Origin of the sequence: Blautia luti (genome assembly GCF_013304735.1) — a bacterium.
Taxonomy (GTDB): Bacteria; Bacillota; Clostridia; order Lachnospirales; family Lachnospiraceae; genus Blautia_A.
In genome coordinates this window covers 18187-36836 of sequence record NZ_JAAITI010000035.1, presented here as the reverse complement: position 1 = coordinate 36836, position 18650 = coordinate 18187, and the positions used below count along the sequence as shown (strand labels likewise).

Sequence of the window (18650 nt, the reverse complement as noted above, 5' to 3'; positions counted from 1 at the left end):
CTGTATAAAATTTTCAATGTTCTTCAATTTAGCCTTGACTTTTTATTTGCAGGCTTGATTATTGATTTTATTTATTGTACTTCATAATTTTCCATAACTCCTATATGTGATACAAAGTGATGATGATGTAAAAGTCTTCTGTAAAAAACAGTTTCGCGCTGTCTGCATATGGTATGGTACGCAACACATTAAAATCAACAAAAAAAATTCAACAGAAAAGGAGAAACTCTATGAACAACAAAACTATAACTCTGACACAGACTCCACTCAAACAGCGAAAAAAGAATATCCGTAACGCTCATACAACAGAACCTCTGGCGATCTGCAACATCATAGAAAAGATCGTCCTGATGCCATTTTCGGATTTCATGTTCTGCCATCCGGAAGAATATGCCTCTGTAATGGAAGAATTTACCAATCACAAACAAAAGTGGAATTTTCCGGAAATCCCAACAGGAATGGCATTTCAGTTTGTTGCAGAACAGACAGGAATGTCGCCATCCGCACGTATTACAACAGGAGAAGAGGCGATCATTCGGAAGCAACTTCTGAATGCTGTCTATCAGCCATTTCTGGATATCTTCGATATGGCTGTTTATGACCCTGGTGATCCGTTTCATGGCTCAATCCATACACCAGAGGATCTGCTTCAGAAGTCTGCCTGGAGATATGTAAATCATTGCCGTTCTACCCATATCGTCTATGGTGAAAAACAGAGGATCCCTCTTCAGGAACGGATACAACGTATAGAAAGCTCCAAGGAATACAAGGCCAAATTCTACTGTTACAATATGGCAAATACTCCTCCTGCCATGATTCCTTCAGAACTTGGATATTCATTCTGCCTGTTTCTGAACAATACAACATTCTGTGACTACTTTGAGTGCCTGAAAAGTATGTCTCTGACAAAAATAACTCCAACAAGAAATCTTTACAACAGACTGGAACAGTCCCACAGCGGCTATGGTCAGGATGCCACTATCCTGGAATACTATGCCTGTGGAGATTTTGACCGAACCTATTTTGAACAGGGCCTTTATGCACTCTTCATTTATCCTATGGCACAGGTATATTCTGCACTGATAAAAAAAGATTTCAACAAAATCAAATAAAACCCCTGCGGGGTTAGCGGGTGAAGACTTGTAACAACTCAAATTCAACAAACAAAAGAAAGGAATATCACTATGAAAATGAACCCTTACAATATGCCACAGATCATCAAAGAAACCAGCGACGGCTACTTCCATCTCTCCGTACTGGACGACCTTCTCTCTCAAAGGGAAATCTACTGCCTCGGAGAAATAGACGCAGACTCTGCCGGCAGCCTGATCCTGCAGCTCCAGTACCTTGCAGCCCAGGATCCGGAAGCAGAAATCACTCTTTATATAAACAGTCCCGGAGGATCTGTCGCTGACGGACTGGCTCTCTATGACATCATGCAGACCATACCCTGCCCGATACGCACTGTGTGTATGGGAACTGCTGCCAGCTTCGGAGCACTGCTGTTCACGGCTGGTGACACCAGAGAGATTTTTCCCCATTCAAAAATAATGATCCACGATCCTCTGATTGCAGGCCAGGGGCTGACCGGAAGCGCAACGCTTCTGCACACAAAAATAGATTCTCTCATGGAAACCAGACAGATCCTTGGAGAACTTCTGGCCCGGCACACCGGCAAAACACTGGAGGAAATCTACGAAAAAACAGCGCAGGATACCTGGTTTACTGCCTCAGAAGCAGTCGATTACGGCCTGGCCGACACGATCATTCAAACAGCAGAAACAAAATCCACAACAAAATCATCAGAAGAAAAAGGAGATCAGAACAATGACTAATAAAACTACAAATCTTAAGAAACCGGTAAGCACTACTCTGAACGACAATCACCGCATCCTGGCACAGGGCCGCTACATAAACAACAATACCTGGCAGACAGGCCTCAACAACAATGACCTGATAATCGGCGTCAGCGGCGCCGGAAAAACCAGAGGATATGTAATACCCAATATCCTCCATTCCAACGAAAGCATGGTCATCGTAGACACAAAAAATACCCTTTCCCGAAGGCTGTCTCCACATCTGAAAAAGGAGGGTTATGAAGTCTGGAACCTGAACTTTGCAAAAATGGATCAGTCTCCCATGGGATATAACCCTCTCTCCTGCATAGAACGTTACACAGACCAGTCCTATCCTTACAATACACAGGACATCGAAATGCTTGCAGAATATCTCTGCCCTATCGAATGTGACAGAGATCCGTTCTGGGATTATTCGGCAAGAATGTTTATGGCAACACTGATCGCCTATGTCATGGAAGCACTTCCTGAGAACGAAAAGCACCTTGGCTCCGTGGCAGAGATTCAGGAATTTATGGCAAAATCCATGTTCAAATCGCTGATAACCGAATGGGGTGACGCATTTCCGGAAAGCTATGCCCTGCAGAAATGGAAGCTCTACAAAGGCACGGATTCTGCTGACAAAACCCACGCCTGCATCCGCATGTTCGTAGGAGAAAAGCTCAGTTCCTATACCTCAAAAGGAGCACTCAAAATGTTCTCCAATCCACATCAGGTGGACTTCCGTTCCCTGGGCCGTCGAAAAATCGCCCTGTTCATCAATGTGAGCGATACCGATCGTTCCAACGATAAACTGCTGAATCTGCTTTACTCTCAGGCCCTTCATGAGCTTTGTGACAGCGCAGATTGCTCTCCTGATGGACGACTTAAGGTTCCGGTACGGTTTATCATGGATGACTTTGCATCCAATGCAGTAATCCCTGATTTTGATAAGGTCATCTCTGTCATCCGCTCCAGAGAAATCTATGTAAGCCTTATCCTTCAGAGTCTTTCACAGCTTGACTCCATGTATGGAAAAGACCGTGCCATGACCATCATCAATAACTGCGATTCCTGCCTGTACCTTGGCGGACAGGATGTGGAAACCGCCCGCTACATCGCCGTAAAAGCAAACAAAACCGCAGACACTATCCTCACACTTCCAATTGATGCCGCTCTGCTTTTCGTCAGAGGCCAGAAACCTCAGCAGGTTACGAAATACAGTCTGGAAGAAGACCCTCTGTATCTCGAACTGGTCTCCGCTTCGGCGGCTGATACCATAACACACAGAACCCCGGTTATCCATACAAAAGACAACCGTTCCAAAAACAACGAATTAACAGATGTAGCATACTAGTTTACAACAAATCAATGATCAAAAAAATACAAAATATAATGTAAAGTAAAGGAGAATTTTATTATGGATAAATATACAGGAAAAGTTAAATACTTAAACAAAGAACATGGTTTTGGATACATTTCATTATGTGAAGACCCGGGACGCGAACATGGCGACATCAACTTCTCTACCAGTGATCCTGGCTGTCACTCTCTTAGTCTTGGTGATATTGTTACCTTAGATATCCGAAAAGGTAACAGCATCAACAAAAACGGAAAAATCTGCGAATATGCCGTTTCCGTTCAGTTAAATGAATCTATCTCCAGGCCTATGACAAGTTACTACCAGCATAAGACAGATAAAGAATCAATGCAGGGAAACAGAGAACTCAAACAGGCAATCTGTAATGCAATTTCCGGCAAAATTGGCACCTCCTGCCAGCTTCACTTCTACGACTCAGAAATGCCTTTCCGATTCGACCGAAACTCAGCTAACCCATGGATCATCGGACATCCTGACTGTGCAATTTATACGGAAGATAAACTGATGCAGGCAATGCTTCGTAAAAACTCTCTCTTTACCAATACCATTTCCGGAAAAAACAGCTATATGCCGTATGAGGACCCTGATAAATCAAAACTCCGTCGTACAATTCATGTTCCGACCTATGGCTGTTCAAGCTTTCTCTTCAACAAAGACCTCTGTTTCCTGATGATCGAATTCGCCTGCCGTTCCGGTATTGATCTGTCCCATTATGAAATCATCTTCGTAGATAAAGATGAGCACAAAACCGACGTATATACCATGACCCTGGACAAACTCCAGCAGCTGATCGAATCCGGATACAAATACGGAAACAAATATGTACCTCTGGGAGAATACCCAAATACACCAAAATACAAAGGAAATTGCACTATGCGCTACCTTCTTCCGGTTGATGCTTTTGAGAAACTCCCAGTTGCCAAATAAAACAAAGTCCCCTGCGTATGCCTGTTGCAGCTCCGCCGGGGACTTATCTGATTCACCTTTAATAATCTGTAGTACATCTGCGAACTATTTCACAGAGAACACACATTCTTCTCAATTTGAGATTCATTCTCCAGAAGATCGATCATTCGTTCCACAGTCTTTCTGCACATGATCTGTACAGTTCTGATAGCTTCTGATAGCTGCAGCCACATGATCAGTCAAAATCTCTGGTAATGTTCGTAAGCCATTTATTTCTGAAATAGTGGATGAACACCACAGGCATTTTTTCGAATTCATCTAGGGTCATTATAAAATATACCCAGACAGGCGGCAGTTTTAAAACATATGCTGCAAGGAAAGTAAGAGGAACTGCAACAAGCCACATAAATATGGAATCCACGATCATTCCGAACCTGGAATCACCACCGCCTCTGAAGCAACCACATATAAGACAGGTATTGATACCCTCTCCCACAAGACGCCAGGTTGTCATAACTATAAAAATACCAAGATAATAAATGGCTTTCTCTGTCAGTTTATCCCGGTAGAAATCCAGTATCATAGGGCGGACTGCCAGGATAACGGCACATCCGATCAGACTTACGATAATTGTTATTCTCAGCATACGTTTCCCATATTCTCTTGCTGTATCCTTATGGTCTTTACCAAGCTCCTGGCTGATAATGATAGTAGTAGCGTTGGCAAAGCCACGACAGGCGATAGCACCAATGTTTACCACCATAACAGCAACAGCATTTGCGGCAACCATATCATCACCAATGTGGCCAAGAATCGCTGCAAATGCTGAGCTGGCAAAGCTCCAGACAACATCATTTATTACAGCCGGAGAGGCAATTTTCATAAAGTCCCGAAACAGAATACCTGATTTTGCAAAGAAATATTTTATCCGGAATCTGACATCGGAGCTGTTTAATGAATAGATGAGACAAATCAATACCTCTGCGATTCTGGCAATAACAGTACCAAGGGCAACACCTGTAACGCCAAGCTTTGGAAGTCCAAACAATCCAAAGATAAAGGAGGCATTACAAAGCACATTGACACAAAGAGATACAATGTATGTAACAGAAGGCAGCATTATTTTTCCGACACTTCGAAGAGCACTCATAAAAACCTGAGAGAATCCCATAAACATAAAGGAAAATGAGATTACCTTCAAATATTCACTGCCGGCAGCAATAGTATCCGGACTGTTTGTGAAAATCTTCATAATCGTAGTCGGCATGGAAAAAGAGATAACGAAAAATACAAGAGAAACGATCAGCGAGATCCTCTCTGCCAGGCCGAGAATCTTTTCTACTGTCTTTTTATCCCCCTTTCCCCAGTACTGAGCACACAAAACCGAGGTACCTGTGGCCATGCCGTAATATAAACAGAAAAGAATAAATGTATACTGGTTGGCAAGGGACGAAGCCGACATGGCAGTCTGGCTTACATATCCCAGCATTACGGTATCAGCAACATTTACCAGTGTTCCGATCAGATTTTGGATCATGATCGGAAATGCTAATTTTGATGCATATTTCAAGAAATCTTTTTTATTTAACATACAACAGTTCTTCCTTAGTTTTTAGAATTTATAATCCTGTGGCATATCTGACAAAATGCCTGACTGACTCATCTTTCGCAGGCAATCCGTCCATATCGAAGTCCTCAAAATACAGCTCCATCCTGTCATTGAGTGGAAGGAAATTCTCATCTGTCCAGGACCGGTTTTGCAGCACTACTCAGGTCCTCAGTGAATTCCCATAAGATATTTACTTATAGAGAACAGTATATCATATACCTTACAAAACCGCGAGTTTTTTCAGTATTCTCTCTAATATGGTTCCATTTGCATCCAGCCGTTCACAGCTCATGTGCTGTGCAGATGCCGCACTTTATGAAATAAATTTTCCCTAAACAGGCGAACCGCCTTATAATATGTATTCCATCTGCCTTTCTTTTGTCCGCATTCCCATTTTCTCATAAAATTTTTCTGCTGAAATATTTCCTGCCCATACATTCAATGTTACTTCATAGCATCCCAGCTGCTTTGCTTCGTTTTTTACATATTCAAACAGGCTTTCCCCAATATGCTGACCTCGTGCCTCCTGATCGACACACAGATCATCTATAAAAAAAGACTTAAACGGCACCATATTGTTTGAAAAAGGCTGCTCCTGTAATTGACAGAATGCATACCCCACACAAACATCAGCCTCATCTGCTGCAACATATATTGGCTTTTCTTCGTTTTTCAGAAGCTCTGCCAATTCGTCTGTCTTATATTTTGTTGTGGCTGGAATAAAAATATCAGGCCTTATATCTGCATGAATCTGCAGCACCTGCCCTAACAATTCCAGGATTCTCGGAATATCTTTTTCTTCTGCTTTTCTAATGATCATTTTTATCCTCCCTGTTTCTCAACAACTGATTTTATAGGTTCTTTATACATACCATAATACCATCGTGTGGATTCCTGGTAAAGAAAGATCGACGGTTGCAAAAGCAATCCGCCCTCTTCTGTTAGTGTAAACTAACCTCTGTATATAAAAGAAACCATGTGAAAACAAAACTGTAATTTCACATGGTTTCTTTCCCTGTGTATATTCGGTATATCACTTAAGAAAGCTTATAACAATAGCATCATTTTAGACAGGCAATTTTTTTCCGTTCAACCTTCTTTTGCAAAATTCCTTATATTGGAATTATCTTATTTATAATTATCTGTAATGTATTCCGCTCCAGTAAATATTATCTTTCACTATCGTTTCCTGCGGAAGTACTACACCATCCAACGCCCACCTTTTATATTCTGCAAACCCTACACGGTCAATAATATATCCCACATGTTCCTTGCCGCCAGGCGCATTTGGATCAATATATTTTTTTACAAATTTATAGGTGTTCAGGATAACCTTGACGATAGTGTCTTCATCTGCCCAGATCAAAAAATCTTCTCCCAGACGTGGATTTTTCTTTCCAGTTCGTCCCATAAGTGTCAAACGATAATATTTTTTTTCACTTCTGGTCCATGCTCTGGTAGGACATTTTGTCACACATACTCCACAGCCTACGCATTTTTCTTCATTGCGCACGATTCTGTAATTATCCATCTTTAACGCATCCACCGAAAGCTTATCACAGCCTTTTACACAGGCGCCACAGGATACACAACGATCAGGGGCATATTGTGGCTCTGTCATACCAATAATTCCAAAATCGTGCATTCTTGCTTTGATACAGTCATTGGCACAACCTGTAAGTGCAATTTTAAAATGAAGATCATTAGGAAATATAGCCTTTTCGATTCTCTTCGCAAAAGCTGCTGTATTATAATTTCCAAAAGGACAGACTCTGTTTCCGATACATGCACAGACATTTCTGGTTCCTGATGCTGAATACCCGGTACCTGCCTCATTTTGATTGATCTGAAGATTATCAATGATCGGTTGAAGCATCTCATTAACTTTATCCATATCTTCCATATGGATTCCTTCAATTTCGAATCCCTGACGAGTGGTAACATGGATCTGTCCGTTTCCATATTTTCTGGCAATATCCACCACCTGCTGCATAACGTCTGCATTACAGCACCCTCCCGGAACACGAACTCTGGAAGCCGTAAGCCCACGGACCTTTGATACACGGAAGGCATTTTTCTTTAGTTTCTTTGTATTGATATCCATTACGATTTTCTCCCCTAATCAAACAGTTTTTTGCCTTCTGAATAACAGAATACCGGACCATCCAGACAAATATATGTATCATTCATTCGACAATGCCCGCATTTACCAAGTCCACAGCACATTTTTCTCTCCTGAGATATCCAGATTTGTTCTTCCTTCATTCCCAGCTTTAAAAGCTCTGCTACTGCAAATTTCATCATAACCGGTGGTCCGACAACAATAGCTGCAGTCTCATGGATATTATCAAGCTCAAGTTCCGGAATATATTTTGTAACAAGTCCTGTCCTATAAGAATCGTCATCAGCGGAATCCACCGTCAGGATCAGCTCCATCTGCTGTTCCCAAATCTTCAGATCCTCACGGAACAAAATATCTGACGGCGATTTAAACCCAAGGATCGTATGTAATTTTTTCACTTCATCCGGATGCTCACCGAAGTAACTGATCACTCCTCTCACAGGAGATACTCCTGTTCCACCAGCTACCACGATCAGTTCTTTTCCCTGATAATTCTCCTTCTCAAAACCGTTTCCATACGGGCCACGCATAAAAAAACAGCTTCCCTCATTCAGTTCAAAAATCTCTCCGGTCACCTTGCCAACCTTGCGTATGGTCAGATCAACATAATCTTCTCCTATACCACTGACAGAAATCGGTGCCTCACCATATTTAGGAATAGAAACTTCAAAAAACTGTCCCGGTCTTACTTCACCCACATATGTCATACGGAATGTATATTCTGTCTCTGTATGCTTCACGATTTCTTTTATCTTAGATAAGAAAGGAATATATTCATTCGTCATCTTACTTTCCCTCCTTTTCTTTCAGTTTCTGAAGACATTCGATATAGGAAATATACTCCGGACAGACATTTTCACAACGCCCGCAGCCGACGCACATATGATATCCGAATCTTTTCTTATGATCTGAAATTTTATGTAATACCTTAAAGCGCATTCTTTCACCCTGACTTTGGCGGAAGCTGTGTCCTCCGGCAATATCAGAATATCCATCTACCTGGCAGGAAGCCCATACACGGCGACGCTCTCCGGCCTTTGGATTATCTTTATAAAAAATATCCTGCATAGTAAAACAGGTACACGTAGGACAGACAAAATTACAGCGGCCACAGCCAATACATCGACTGCCATATTCCTGCCACATGGAATCCTGGTGGATTGTATTTGAAAGTTTTTCCGGAACCTCTACATGAACCTCATTATTTTCCACAAAAATCGGTTTCTCCTGAACATTCTGTCCATAATCCCATAATAATTCTTCCAGTTCTCTGCATTTCAGCTCCATGTAACATCCATTTTCATCCTGAAAAATATACATATCATATTCTTCACAACGATTCGTTCCCATACTTACGCAAAAACAATTTTTTCCGGATTCCTTACACCCCATCACAGCAAAAACTGTATTTTCCCGCATTCTTCTGTAATAATAATCCTCTGCACCATTTTTCAAATACATGTCGTCCAGGCGTTTCAGGGCATGAAAATCACAGCTTTTTAAGAAAATCAACCGCTGTCTTGCTGCTCCGTCTGCTGTTTTCATCTCATTCTCCGTAAAATAAAGAATCGTCTCTGAAATCGGAAGCAGTACCTCCTTAAAGCTGTAATCCGACTTCTGATTCCAGACAATCTCTTCCCAGCTGTTCAGCAGACCATAACGAACTACATCTGTATCTGAAAAGCATCCTGTCCCCTGGTAAATTTTCGGTCCATACACATCATAGGATTTCTGCAAAATTTTAAAAATATTCTGCATCTCATCACTGCTGACTCGTTTTCCCATCAGATACCCCTTTCTCATAATCACATTTTATAAAATTTTGCAAGACCATCAAAATCTATCAGAATAAAGCGCTTATTGCCATAACGGATCAGACCTCTGTCCGTAAGAACCTTACAGGCACGAGATACATTTTCCCTTGGTGCACCAACCAGATCAGCCATCAGGGTAATGGTAAGATCAATATCTATCATCACCCCGTCTTCCGTATCTACGCCAAAATCACGACCGAGCTTCCATAATTTTGCAGCTATTTTTCGCTCCATCTGCATGTTTCCGGTCGTATTCTTTAGCTGGTGCCCCATTCGCCAGAGATTTCTCTCATACTCTCTCAAAACAGCTCTTGTCAAAGCATGGCTCTGTTCCATAAGCTGAAGAAACTGTTTTTCTGCAATTTCTATCACCTGCACCGGACAGGCAGCCTCACAAAAAAGTGCATTCGGCTTTTTGCTTACAATGCTCTGATTTAAAAGCCGTCCTTTTCCCAGGATAAAAATCACCTTTCGATTTCCATGCTTGGTCAGATTATAAAGCATCACTTCGCCGGAATACACAAAATATACTGTTTTGGTTCTGCTGCGTGAATGAAAAATCACTTCTTTTTTCTTATAAGAAACAACTTTACTTTCATTAAGCAGGTTCTGCAGAATATCCTTTGGTATTTCTTTAAAAAAATCCATCTTCTCCAGTTCCCTGAGTGTTATCTGTCCCATTGTATCAACCTCGCTGGTATAGCTTTTGCAGTTTCTGATAATAAACTACTCTTGTCTCGCATTCCTTTTGTATTATAATGAAAAAGTTTATCGTTTTCCGTGATGTATATCACATTTTTATTCCTGAATCCGTATCATTACAGACAGTCAGCTCAAAATGGTTTCTGTTTGTTTTTATAAGTCCTTCTTTTTGCAGCTTTGATATCTCCGAAGACATTGCCGCACGGTCAATGCAAAGATAATCTGCCAGCTGCTGCCGGTCAAAAGGAATATCAAAGGATAACGATGCCTGTCTGATAGATACCGACGACAGATAGGACAACAGCTTATCCCTTGTCGTTCGTTTGCCCACATGTGTGATTTTATCGTTGAGGATCAGGATCTTATTTGCCAGGACACCGACCAGGTTACGAATCAGCTTCTGATGATGCTCACATACTGTTGGGCAGGAAACCAGAAGCCTTTGAACATTTAATAAAATAATATCACAATCCTCATCTGCTACCACACTGACATTCAGAACAGCTCCCGGACTTGCCGCATATGGTTCACCGAAAAAGTCTCCTGCATGACATTTTGACAAAATATTCCGATGTCCCCACAGATCTTCCTGAATAACAAGAACACAGCCTGACACCACAAGTCCCATTACTTCGGTAGAGTCTCCGGCTCTGAAAATATAAGAATCCCTTTTTCTGGAGATTGTTGCTGCATTTACGCAGTGTAGTATAGATAATATCTCATTATCAGTAAGACCCTTAAAGAAAGGACTGATTCTCAAAATGGGTAAATATTTTTTCAAAATTAATCCTCCTGTTGGAAATCAAACATACACGTTGTAATTATTATACTATACTCCTAACAGAAACCAAGGATAAATACTACTGGCCGAGGATAAAATAATAAGAACGATCCTTCGGAAAAATCACAGAATAAAAGGAGAATACAATAATGGATAAAAAAATGTTTTGTTTTCAGTGTGAACAGACTGTCGGGTGTACCGGCTGCACCGGAAATGCCGGTGTCTGTGGAAAAAAAGCAGATACAGCGAAATTACAGGACGAATTGACAGGTGCGTTGATCAGTCTGGCTAAAGCTGCCGACAGCACGGAAACTATTTCAAAAAGAACCGGACAGATCATAATTGAAGGACTGTTTACTACAGTTACAAATGTAAATTTTGACAATGCTGCAATCGAAAATATGATACAAAAAGTCAGAACAGAAAAAGAAAGACTGATTTCTGACTGCAACAAATGTCAGGCTCCATACAGTAAAACAGAGGAATATGATCTTCAGCAGCTGTGGAATGCCAACGAAGATATCCGCTCTTTGAAGTCTCTTATTCTCTTTGGTATCCGCGGAATGGCTGCCTATGCCTATCATGCAAATGTTCTGAATTATGAAGATGCCGAAGTGAATCAGTTCTTCTGCGAAGCATTATCTAAGATCGGTTATGAAGAAAACACAGAAGAACTGCTTTCTACAGTACTCAAAACAGGAGAGATCAATCTGAAGTGCATGGCACTTCTTGATAAGGCAAATACAGAAACCTATGGAACACCAGAGCCAACTGATGTTACACTTACGGTAGAAAAAGGGCCTTTTATTGTCGTGACCGGACATGATCTGAAAGATTTGCAGCTTTTGCTTGAACAGACTGAGGGAAAAGGAATCAATATCTATACACATGGTGAAATGCTCCCTGCCCATGCCTATCCATTCTTAAAGAAATACTCTCACTTAAAAGGCAATTTCGGAACTGCATGGCAGAATCAGCAGAAAGAATTTGACCATCTTCCAGCCCCGATCCTCTACACTACCAACTGTCTGATGCCTCCAAAAAGCAGCTACGCTGACAGAGTATTTACAACAGAAGTAGTTGCCTTCCCGGGAGCTGTCCATATTGACGAGAAGAAAGATTTCACACCACTTATTGAAAAAGCACTGGAGCTGGGTGGTTACAAAGAGGATCAGATGTTCTCCGGTATCAACGGTGGTAAAAAAGTGACAACCGGTTTTGGTCATGCAGCTATCCTGTCCCATGCAGGTACTGTGGTAGAAGCCGTAAAATCAGGCGCGATCCGCCATTTCTTCCTGGTTGCCGGCTGTGACGGTGCCAAGCCAGGTCGAAACTATTATACGGAATTTGTGAAGCAGACACCTTCTGACAGTATTGTCCTCACCCTGGCATGTGGAAAATTCCGTTTCAATGATCTCGATCTGGGAGAGATCGGTGGTCTGCCACGACTGATGGATATGGGTCAGTGTAATGATGCTTATGGTGCGATCCAGGTTGCTGTGGCACTTGCAGATGCATTTGGATGTTCTGTAAATGAGCTTCCGCTTTCCTTCGTACTCTCCTGGTATGAACAGAAAGCAGTCTGTATCCTGTTAACCCTCCTGCATCTGGGTATCAAAAATATCCGTCTTGGTCCTTCTCTTCCGGCATTCCTTTCTCCTAATATTCTGAATTTTCTGGTAGAAAATTATGGTATTGCACCTATTACCACACCGGAAGAAGACCTCAAAGCACTGGTGAAGCATAATAAATAAATTTTTCAAAGCCCCCACAAAACAGTGGGGGCTTCTACCCTTTCATAAGGACTTTCGCGGTATGTTGTTTCTTTACGTCTTTTACAAATATTTCATCATTGTTGGCACAAGAATATTCATATCTACAGGCTTTGCAACATGAGCATTCATTCCAACAGAAAGAACCTTTTGTATATCTTCCGCAAAGACATTCGCAGTCATTGCAATAATTGGAATCCTGGATTTTTTAGTATCCTTCATCTTTCGAATAGCTAATGCGGCATCGTATCCATTCATAACCGGCATCTGAATATCCATAAGGATCATCTTGTAATAATCAGCATCAGCCTTTTCAATCATATCAATGCATGCAGCACCATCATTTGCAGTCTCAACAATACAGCCTTCTTCCATTAATAGTTCCGTTGCAATTTCTGTGTTGATCTCATTATCTTCGACTAATAAAATCCGAACACCATTCAGGCAATTCTTATTACGCAGATTACTTTTTTTCTTCATCATAGAATCTTCTTTTGACGCTTTTCTGCAAGGAACAGTCACTGTAAATATGGAACCCTCACCCTGCTTGCTTTTCACTTCTATTGAGCCATCCATAAGATCTACAAGCTTTTTCGTAATACCCATTCCGATGCCGTTGCCCTCAATATGACTGACTGTAGAGTTGCGTTCTCTTTCAAAAATTTCAAAAATGTGCTTTTGAAAATCTTCAGACATACCAATTCCATTATCGGTAATGGTGATGATCATATTGCACCAGTCATCTTTTTCACAAGATTTCTGTACAACATCACAGGATATCGTACCTCCTGTATTTGTATACTTTATAGCATTGCTTATAATATTGAAACAGATTTCTGATAAATGTGGTGCATCCATATATACATACGGATACATAATTTGTTCTGTCAGAGAGAGTGTCTGATTTTTACTTTCTGCCAGCTGTTGGAACATAGCGACACAATTTTCAAAGTTTTCATGGACATTCGAAACATCATATTCCATTTCGATCTTATTATTTTCAATTCTTGCAAGATCCAGAACATTACTGAGTAACGACAAAAGTCTTTCTCCGCATATTTGTATTGTTTCAAGATATCTGCCAATTTTTTCTGTTTCTTTCAAATGTCTGGATGCCAGATCTGCATAACCAATAATTGCATTCATAGGAGTCCTGATATCATGAGACATATTGAACAGGAATGATGATTTTGCTTTATTTGCACATTCTGCTTTTAATTTAGCTTCCCGCAATTCTTCCTCTTGTCTTAATTCCCGCAGTTTTTCTTCTGTCACATCTCGATTTGCAATCAGAACTGATGTAACCTTTCTATTTTTATCATAGCTCTGAGGAACAACCATGGAAAGAAACCATGATCCATCCTTTTTTTTGAATTCGGAAGACATAGATTCTTTATTATGGAGCCGTGCCGCCATGGTTTGTATATCAAAAAAATCTATATACTTCTGTACAAACGGTTCTGCTATAATACTTTCGATAATCTTGAACTGAGGATCCCAATCTGCAATATTATCTTTTATATCCAAATCCATTTTTCGAGATCTTTTGACAAGTTCAACCTTCTTTGTTTTTAAATTCAACCTTGAGATGTGATAGTAGGCAGTGCCTAATCCCTGAAGTGCCTGCCGAGTTTTTTTGACCTGCTTTCCCAATGTGAGAGGAAACTCTTCACCGTCCATCTGTTCCAGATCTGGTGCTGATTGATGCAGATGCTGAACCAGCCATTTCCCATTCGTCCGCTTATAGATAACGGTAAATCTTGTCTCCATTTCAAAACAGCTTGAACCATCCTTAAACAGACCTGCAAAATCTACTGTCCCGTGTGCAAGAACATGGTCATCATCAAGTCTTTCTTCTTCCTGATGTAAATTTCGTACTTCAATTCTGATTTTACCTCTCCGTTTTACATCAAATTTAAATGATTCTAAAAACTCATGCAGATTCCTGTAAAGCTCATGTTTCCCGGTTCCAATCAGACTGATATTTTCGTCAAAGTAATTTTCGATACCCAGATCATTTGCTGAATCAGCGTTAATATATATTTTCAAAAGCTGCTCTGTGAGTTTTTTGAAATCATCCATACGCTTTTCCCCCCGCCTGAAAATCCAAAATGATTTTTGGTTTTCTGCCTAATTTCCAAGTTTCTCCATTTGCCATTTTCTTCCCGAATTTCTGAATTTATATTTCAAATCGTTTACTTTATTATAGCATAGCATCATATTGTTATGCCATCAGTTTTTCAAGCCAGGTGTCCCTGGCAATTGTGACACCACTTCAACAGGCGGCCATGATCTTCTGAGAGCCACATAGGATATTAAAAAGTTCGCAAACCAACCAGCTGGTACAGCGAGCCAGACAAATATAATGCCAAAACGCGGTGCACAGATCAAAGCAACAGACAGGCGAATCGCCAGGTTCACCATGTTTGCAATGAGGAACGGGCGCATGATTCCGAGACCACGAAGGACCCCATCTGTTGCCATTTTGATTCCCATAAAGATGAAGAAGTAACCGAGCCATCTCATATAACCCTCGGATACCTGATAAGCCACGGCAGTTCCATCTTTACCAAGAAATAGCGAGGAAATCTGAGTATGTAATGTTTCAATGACTATAAAAGCAAGAACTGCAAAACATATATCTAACACCAGTGCTGCGTGATATCCTTTTTTGATCCGTTCAATTTTCTTTGCACCAAGATTCTGGGAAACATATGGGGAAACCGCATTGCCGATCGATACAAAAATCAATGAAAAAACATTCTCTACCCGCATCGTCGCAGCATACCCCGCGAGTGCCTGTGTACCGAAGGGATTTACAACTGCCTGTACGATCATCATACCGATGGACACTGTAGACTGCTGAAGAACTGAAGGTACAGCAATTTGAAGCATGGAATGTAACTCCTGCCTGTCAAACCAGTCAAAGCGACTTTTATATCGACGCATCCTGCTAAGGAAAAGCAAAAGTGAAAACACCGCAGAAATTCCCTGTGCTATAAGAGTCGCAAGAGCTGCGCCAAACACACCGAGACCAAGTCCGGCCACCATCCAGAGATCCATAAAAATATTTAAGATTGACGAAAATATCAAAAGCCCCAGTGGGATTTTTGATTCGCCTATGGAAGTAAACATATTGGAAAGAATGTTATACATAAACAGAAAAGGAAATCCCACGAAATAAACCCGCAGATATAACACTGCATCATTCAGTATATCTCCAGGGGTTTGTAACACACTCATCATCCAGTGGGAAAAGCAAAAGCCGAAAACACCAAGGACTATGCTTAGAATTAAAAAGCTAAACAAGGATGTTGACACGATGGTTTTCATTTTTCCATACTCCCTGGCACCGAAATAGCGGCTCACGAGCACACCTGCACCGACCCCGGCGCCCAGTGCCACACAAATGAAAACGTTGGTCAGTGCTGCACAGGCACCGACAGCCGCAAGTGCGGAGGAGCCAACAAACTGACCAACGATGATGGAGTCAGCCATATTATATATTTGCTGAAAAAAACTGCCCAGAATCATTGGCATTGCAAAAAACGTCAGTGCTTTAAGAGGCGCATCTGTGATTAAATACTCATCTTTTGACATTATCATATTCCCCCACAGGTTTCATAATTTCACTTATTCTTCCTTTCATCAAAATTAGTTTTGTACATTCTGTGTTTCTAATGCGTGACTTATATTGCGGATATTCAGTAATAAACCGCTTAATTACATTGGCATCATTCCAGTAATGCATTGGAAAAATGACATTGCAATCTACATTTTTAAGGAAATACAGGATCCCGTCGGCATAATGATCTCCCTGTCTCGGATCCAATGGAACAAATGCAGCGTCAAAATACATACCCTTGATTTTCCTGATCTCCGCACGATATGCTGAAGTAAGTCTCTGATTATCAGTTTTCGACTCACCATCCCAATACCAGTCGTTTAAGTCACCGGCATGGTAAATGATGCCTTCCTTTGTTTTAACAATAAATGCAACACCACTATCGTTGGATAGTAATGTATCGACTTGGGTTCCATTATCCAGATTATAAGTTTGATCATGATAAACATATGTGATCTTCATACCCGACAAATGGTTCCTTTTTCGTATATCATTCGCCAGAACTGCCTGATAAGTCATACCCATATCATCAAGGATCCCAAAGATTTGTGGGTTAAAATGATCCTTATGGAAGTGACTGCAAAAGACGATCACTTCTTTTTCCTTGTCAAGATTCGGTAATTCACCCTTGTAATAATCAAAAATATAATAGCAGTCTCTTGTTTCAAGTAAAAATCCACTATGATTAATGTAAGTAATTTTCATAATATCACCTGTATAAATTAACGCCGGTACCGGATAGCAAATCAACACATCCCCTTACTTTAAATAATGTCCACACCCAGACCAGCCGATATAATATAGTAAACCTCTTTTTTACCAAGATGCTGCCAGATTGGATAAGTACGGTCAATAAAAGTCTTCATCTGTGCACTGATTCCATAAAAATCAACCAGATCTTACTTCCATATCTATTCCCCAGCGACTTCCTGGTTATAAATTTGTCGATTTCAAGCGGGGAGAAGTAAATCTCCCCACCATCATCAGATTAATTTCCTTTTAGAAAAGTTGTCCTGGGAGCTTGAGTTTCTCTTTGTAAGTAAAACTCTTATCAAACTCTTCAGAATCCAGAAGAGGTGTAATACCGGCTCCATTTCCGGATGTCCAACAAAGGTAATTAACTCCCGTCTCCTTATCTACAAGAATTTGACGAATCCCTTCATATGCAGAATCTTTTTATTATTCATAAATTATACTATTTTAAGCATATGCAACGATATTCTGATGGTGTTAAATGATAACGCCTTTTAAACAATCTACAAAAATAATCCACATTACGAAATCCGCTTTCATAAGCAATTGTTTTTACTTTTTTATTCGTATTTTTCAATAACCAGGAAGCTGCCTGTAAACGATATCCTATCAGATAAGCAACCGGCGTAGTATGTAAAAATCGTCGAAACAAATTAAGTGCTGTACTTTTGCTTACTCCTATATGTGAAGCTATTTCATCCAGCGACAACCCATGATTATAATTTTCATGTATATATTGCATCATTAACTGTACTCTTTTCTGTGCAGCCTCATCAACTGTTTGCACCTCTTCTTTACCAGATAACTTTACATTTTCATAAAAAATCAGCCATAAATTCTGCAACAATGCCAAAGTAGCAAGCTCTCTTATTTTCTCATTCTCCTGTATTTCCATTATTTTTATCATAATTTGTATAATTTTTACCTGCCATGATTCATTAATTCGAAAACATTGAAAGGATATATTCGATGAAATGATTGGTAAAATATATTTTTTATAGATCAAACTGTTCTCTGGCGCAATAAATTCAGGCATACATACAAAATTAGGAATAACACCATCAGATGATGCATAAAACTGATGCAATATTTTAGAATTGATAAAAATCGCCTCTCCTTCTGACAATATAATCTTTTTTTCGCCTATCCCACATGTAACTTGTCCAGACTCGACATATAAAAACTCAAATTCCCTGTGCCAGTGCCATTCAATACAATGAAAATCAAACAATTCCAGATTATCATAATAATACTGGAATGGATAAGCACTGCTTCCATGCTGTTTAATTTCCATGAACTCCTCGTCTGTAAGTATCTTATTATAATCCATCTTCATATCACATTCTTTCT

Annotated in this window: 17 protein-coding genes; 5 read left to right on the top strand and 12 right to left on the bottom strand. The window is 40.4% G+C overall.

The annotated features are described in order from the left end of the window. Nucleotides 1-230: 230 nt before the first annotated feature. The 4 genes from G5B06_RS15020 (at nt 231) to G5B06_RS15005 (ending at nt 4143) form a co-directional block, all read left to right on the top strand. A complete protein-coding gene (locus G5B06_RS15020) occupies nt 231-1112 on the top strand; it encodes a hypothetical protein (RefSeq protein WP_173762492.1) in 882 nt (293 codons plus the stop codon). Nucleotides 1113-1184: 72 nt separating this feature from the next. Beyond that, complete coding sequence (locus G5B06_RS15015) at nt 1185-1835, top strand: ClpP family protease (protein WP_173772414.1); 651 nt, start codon at nt 1185-1187, stop codon at nt 1833-1835. Continuing rightward, nucleotides 1828-3192: a VirD4-like conjugal transfer protein, CD1115 family gene (locus G5B06_RS15010; RefSeq protein ID WP_173772412.1), complete on the top strand. Its 1365-nt coding sequence runs from the start codon at nt 1828-1830 to the stop codon at nt 3190-3192. Before G5B06_RS15015 ends, G5B06_RS15010 begins: the two co-directional genes overlap by 8 nt. 63 nt (nt 3193-3255) lie before the next feature. Continuing rightward, nucleotides 3256-4143: a hypothetical protein gene (locus G5B06_RS15005; protein WP_173762494.1), complete on the top strand. Its 888-nt coding sequence runs from the start codon at nt 3256-3258 to the stop codon at nt 4141-4143. 214 nt (nt 4144-4357) lie between these two features. Here the strand turns inward: G5B06_RS15005 and G5B06_RS15000 are convergent, their stop codons facing one another. From G5B06_RS15000 to G5B06_RS14970, 7 genes are all read right to left on the bottom strand, one after another. After that, the gene (locus tag G5B06_RS15000; RefSeq protein ID WP_173762495.1) at nt 4358-5713 is read right to left on the bottom strand and encodes an MATE family efflux transporter; all 1356 of its coding nucleotides are present in this window, start codon (nt 5711-5713) and stop codon (nt 4358-4360) included. 367 nt (nt 5714-6080) lie between these two features. Further along, nucleotides 6081-6551, bottom strand: coding sequence for a GNAT family N-acetyltransferase (locus G5B06_RS14995; RefSeq protein ID WP_173762496.1), 471 nt, complete (start codon nt 6549-6551; stop codon nt 6081-6083). Between the two features lie 318 nt (nt 6552-6869). Next, nucleotides 6870-7835 (bottom strand): sulfite reductase subunit C, encoded by a 966-nt coding sequence (gene asrC, locus G5B06_RS14990; RefSeq protein WP_173762497.1) that lies wholly within the window; start codon nt 7833-7835, stop codon nt 6870-6872. A 14-nt stretch (nt 7836-7849) separates the two neighbouring features. Continuing rightward, entirely contained in the window at nt 7850-8638 is a 789-nt protein-coding gene (asrB, locus tag G5B06_RS14985) for an anaerobic sulfite reductase subunit AsrB (RefSeq protein WP_118368662.1), read from the bottom strand. 1 nt (nt 8639) lies between these two features. Next, entirely contained in the window at nt 8640-9638 is a 999-nt protein-coding gene (gene asrA, locus G5B06_RS14980; RefSeq protein WP_173762498.1) for an anaerobic sulfite reductase subunit AsrA, read from the bottom strand. A 20-nt stretch (nt 9639-9658) separates the two neighbouring features. After that, nucleotides 9659-10348 (bottom strand): Crp/Fnr family transcriptional regulator, encoded by a 690-nt coding sequence (locus G5B06_RS14975; protein WP_173762499.1) that lies wholly within the window; start codon nt 10346-10348, stop codon nt 9659-9661. A gap of 109 nt (nt 10349-10457) precedes the next feature. Beyond that, complete coding sequence (locus G5B06_RS14970; RefSeq protein ID WP_173762500.1) at nt 10458-11150, bottom strand: Crp/Fnr family transcriptional regulator; 693 nt, start codon at nt 11148-11150, stop codon at nt 10458-10460. Nucleotides 11151-11299: 149 nt separating this feature from the next. On the opposite strand from G5B06_RS14970, the gene hcp reads away from it, so the two are divergent. Further along, on the top strand, nt 11300-12904 hold the full coding sequence (gene hcp, locus G5B06_RS14965) for a hydroxylamine reductase (protein ID WP_173762501.1): 1605 nt from the start codon (nt 11300-11302) through the stop codon (nt 12902-12904). An 81-nt stretch (nt 12905-12985) separates the two neighbouring features. Here hcp and G5B06_RS14960 read toward each other — a convergent pair whose 3' ends face one another. The 5 genes from G5B06_RS14960 to G5B06_RS14945 all read right to left on the bottom strand — a co-directional run bounded on the left by G5B06_RS14960 (nt 12986) and on the right by G5B06_RS14945 (nt 18594). Beyond that, nucleotides 12986-15004 (bottom strand): ATP-binding protein, encoded by a 2019-nt coding sequence (locus tag G5B06_RS14960; protein ID WP_173762502.1) that lies wholly within the window; start codon nt 15002-15004, stop codon nt 12986-12988. A gap of 150 nt (nt 15005-15154) precedes the next feature. Further along, a complete protein-coding gene (locus tag G5B06_RS14955; RefSeq protein ID WP_173762503.1) occupies nt 15155-16522 on the bottom strand; it encodes an MATE family efflux transporter in 1368 nt (455 codons plus the stop codon). Beyond that, nucleotides 16509-17252, bottom strand: a complete 744-nt coding sequence (locus G5B06_RS14950; RefSeq protein ID WP_118063987.1) for an MBL fold metallo-hydrolase — start codon at nt 17250-17252, stop codon at nt 16509-16511. Before G5B06_RS14950 ends, G5B06_RS14955 begins: the two co-directional genes overlap by 14 nt. 294 nt (nt 17253-17546) lie before the next feature. Next, nucleotides 17547-17702, bottom strand: a complete 156-nt coding sequence (locus tag G5B06_RS19080; protein WP_330597024.1) for a DUF6440 family protein — start codon at nt 17700-17702, stop codon at nt 17547-17549. 40 nt (nt 17703-17742) lie between these two features. Next, complete coding sequence (locus tag G5B06_RS14945; RefSeq protein ID WP_243279013.1) at nt 17743-18594, bottom strand: AraC family transcriptional regulator; 852 nt, start codon at nt 18592-18594, stop codon at nt 17743-17745. Between the last annotated feature and the right edge of the window lie 56 nt (nt 18595-18650).

Coding starts and splice junctions, on each gene's coding strand:
- asrA (WP_173762498.1), bottom strand. CDS start 9,638: ATGGGAAAACGAGTCAGCAGTGATGAGATGCAGAATATTTTTAAAATT.
- G5B06_RS15020 (WP_173762492.1), top strand. CDS start 231: ATGAACAACAAAACTATAACTCTGACACAGACTCCACTCAAACAGCGA.
- G5B06_RS15005 (WP_173762494.1), top strand. CDS start 3,256: ATGGATAAATATACAGGAAAAGTTAAATACTTAAACAAAGAACATGGT.
- G5B06_RS15015 (WP_173772414.1), top strand. CDS start 1,185: ATGAAAATGAACCCTTACAATATGCCACAGATCATCAAAGAAACCAGC.
- G5B06_RS14950 (WP_118063987.1), bottom strand. CDS start 17,252: ATGAAAATTACTTACATTAATCATAGTGGATTTTTACTTGAAACAAGA.
- G5B06_RS15000 (WP_173762495.1), bottom strand. CDS start 5,713: ATGTTAAATAAAAAAGATTTCTTGAAATATGCATCAAAATTAGCATTT.
- G5B06_RS14945 (WP_243279013.1), bottom strand. CDS start 18,594: ATGGAAATTAAACAGCATGGAAGCAGTGCTTATCCATTCCAGTATTAT.
- G5B06_RS15010 (WP_173772412.1), top strand. CDS start 1,828: ATGACTAATAAAACTACAAATCTTAAGAAACCGGTAAGCACTACTCTG.
- asrC (WP_173762497.1), bottom strand. CDS start 7,835: ATGGATATCAATACAAAGAAACTAAAGAAAAATGCCTTCCGTGTATCA.
- G5B06_RS14960 (WP_173762502.1), bottom strand. CDS start 15,004: ATGGATGATTTCAAAAAACTCACAGAGCAGCTTTTGAAAATATATATT.
- asrB (WP_118368662.1), bottom strand. CDS start 8,638: ATGACGAATGAATATATTCCTTTCTTATCTAAGATAAAAGAAATCGTG.
- G5B06_RS14995 (WP_173762496.1), bottom strand. CDS start 6,551: ATGATCATTAGAAAAGCAGAAGAAAAAGATATTCCGAGAATCCTGGAA.
- hcp (WP_173762501.1), top strand. CDS start 11,300: ATGGATAAAAAAATGTTTTGTTTTCAGTGTGAACAGACTGTCGGGTGT.
- G5B06_RS14955 (WP_173762503.1), bottom strand. CDS start 16,522: ATGTCAAAAGATGAGTATTTAATCACAGATGCGCCTCTTAAAGCACTG.
- G5B06_RS14975 (WP_173762499.1), bottom strand. CDS start 10,348: ATGGGACAGATAACACTCAGGGAACTGGAGAAGATGGATTTTTTTAAA.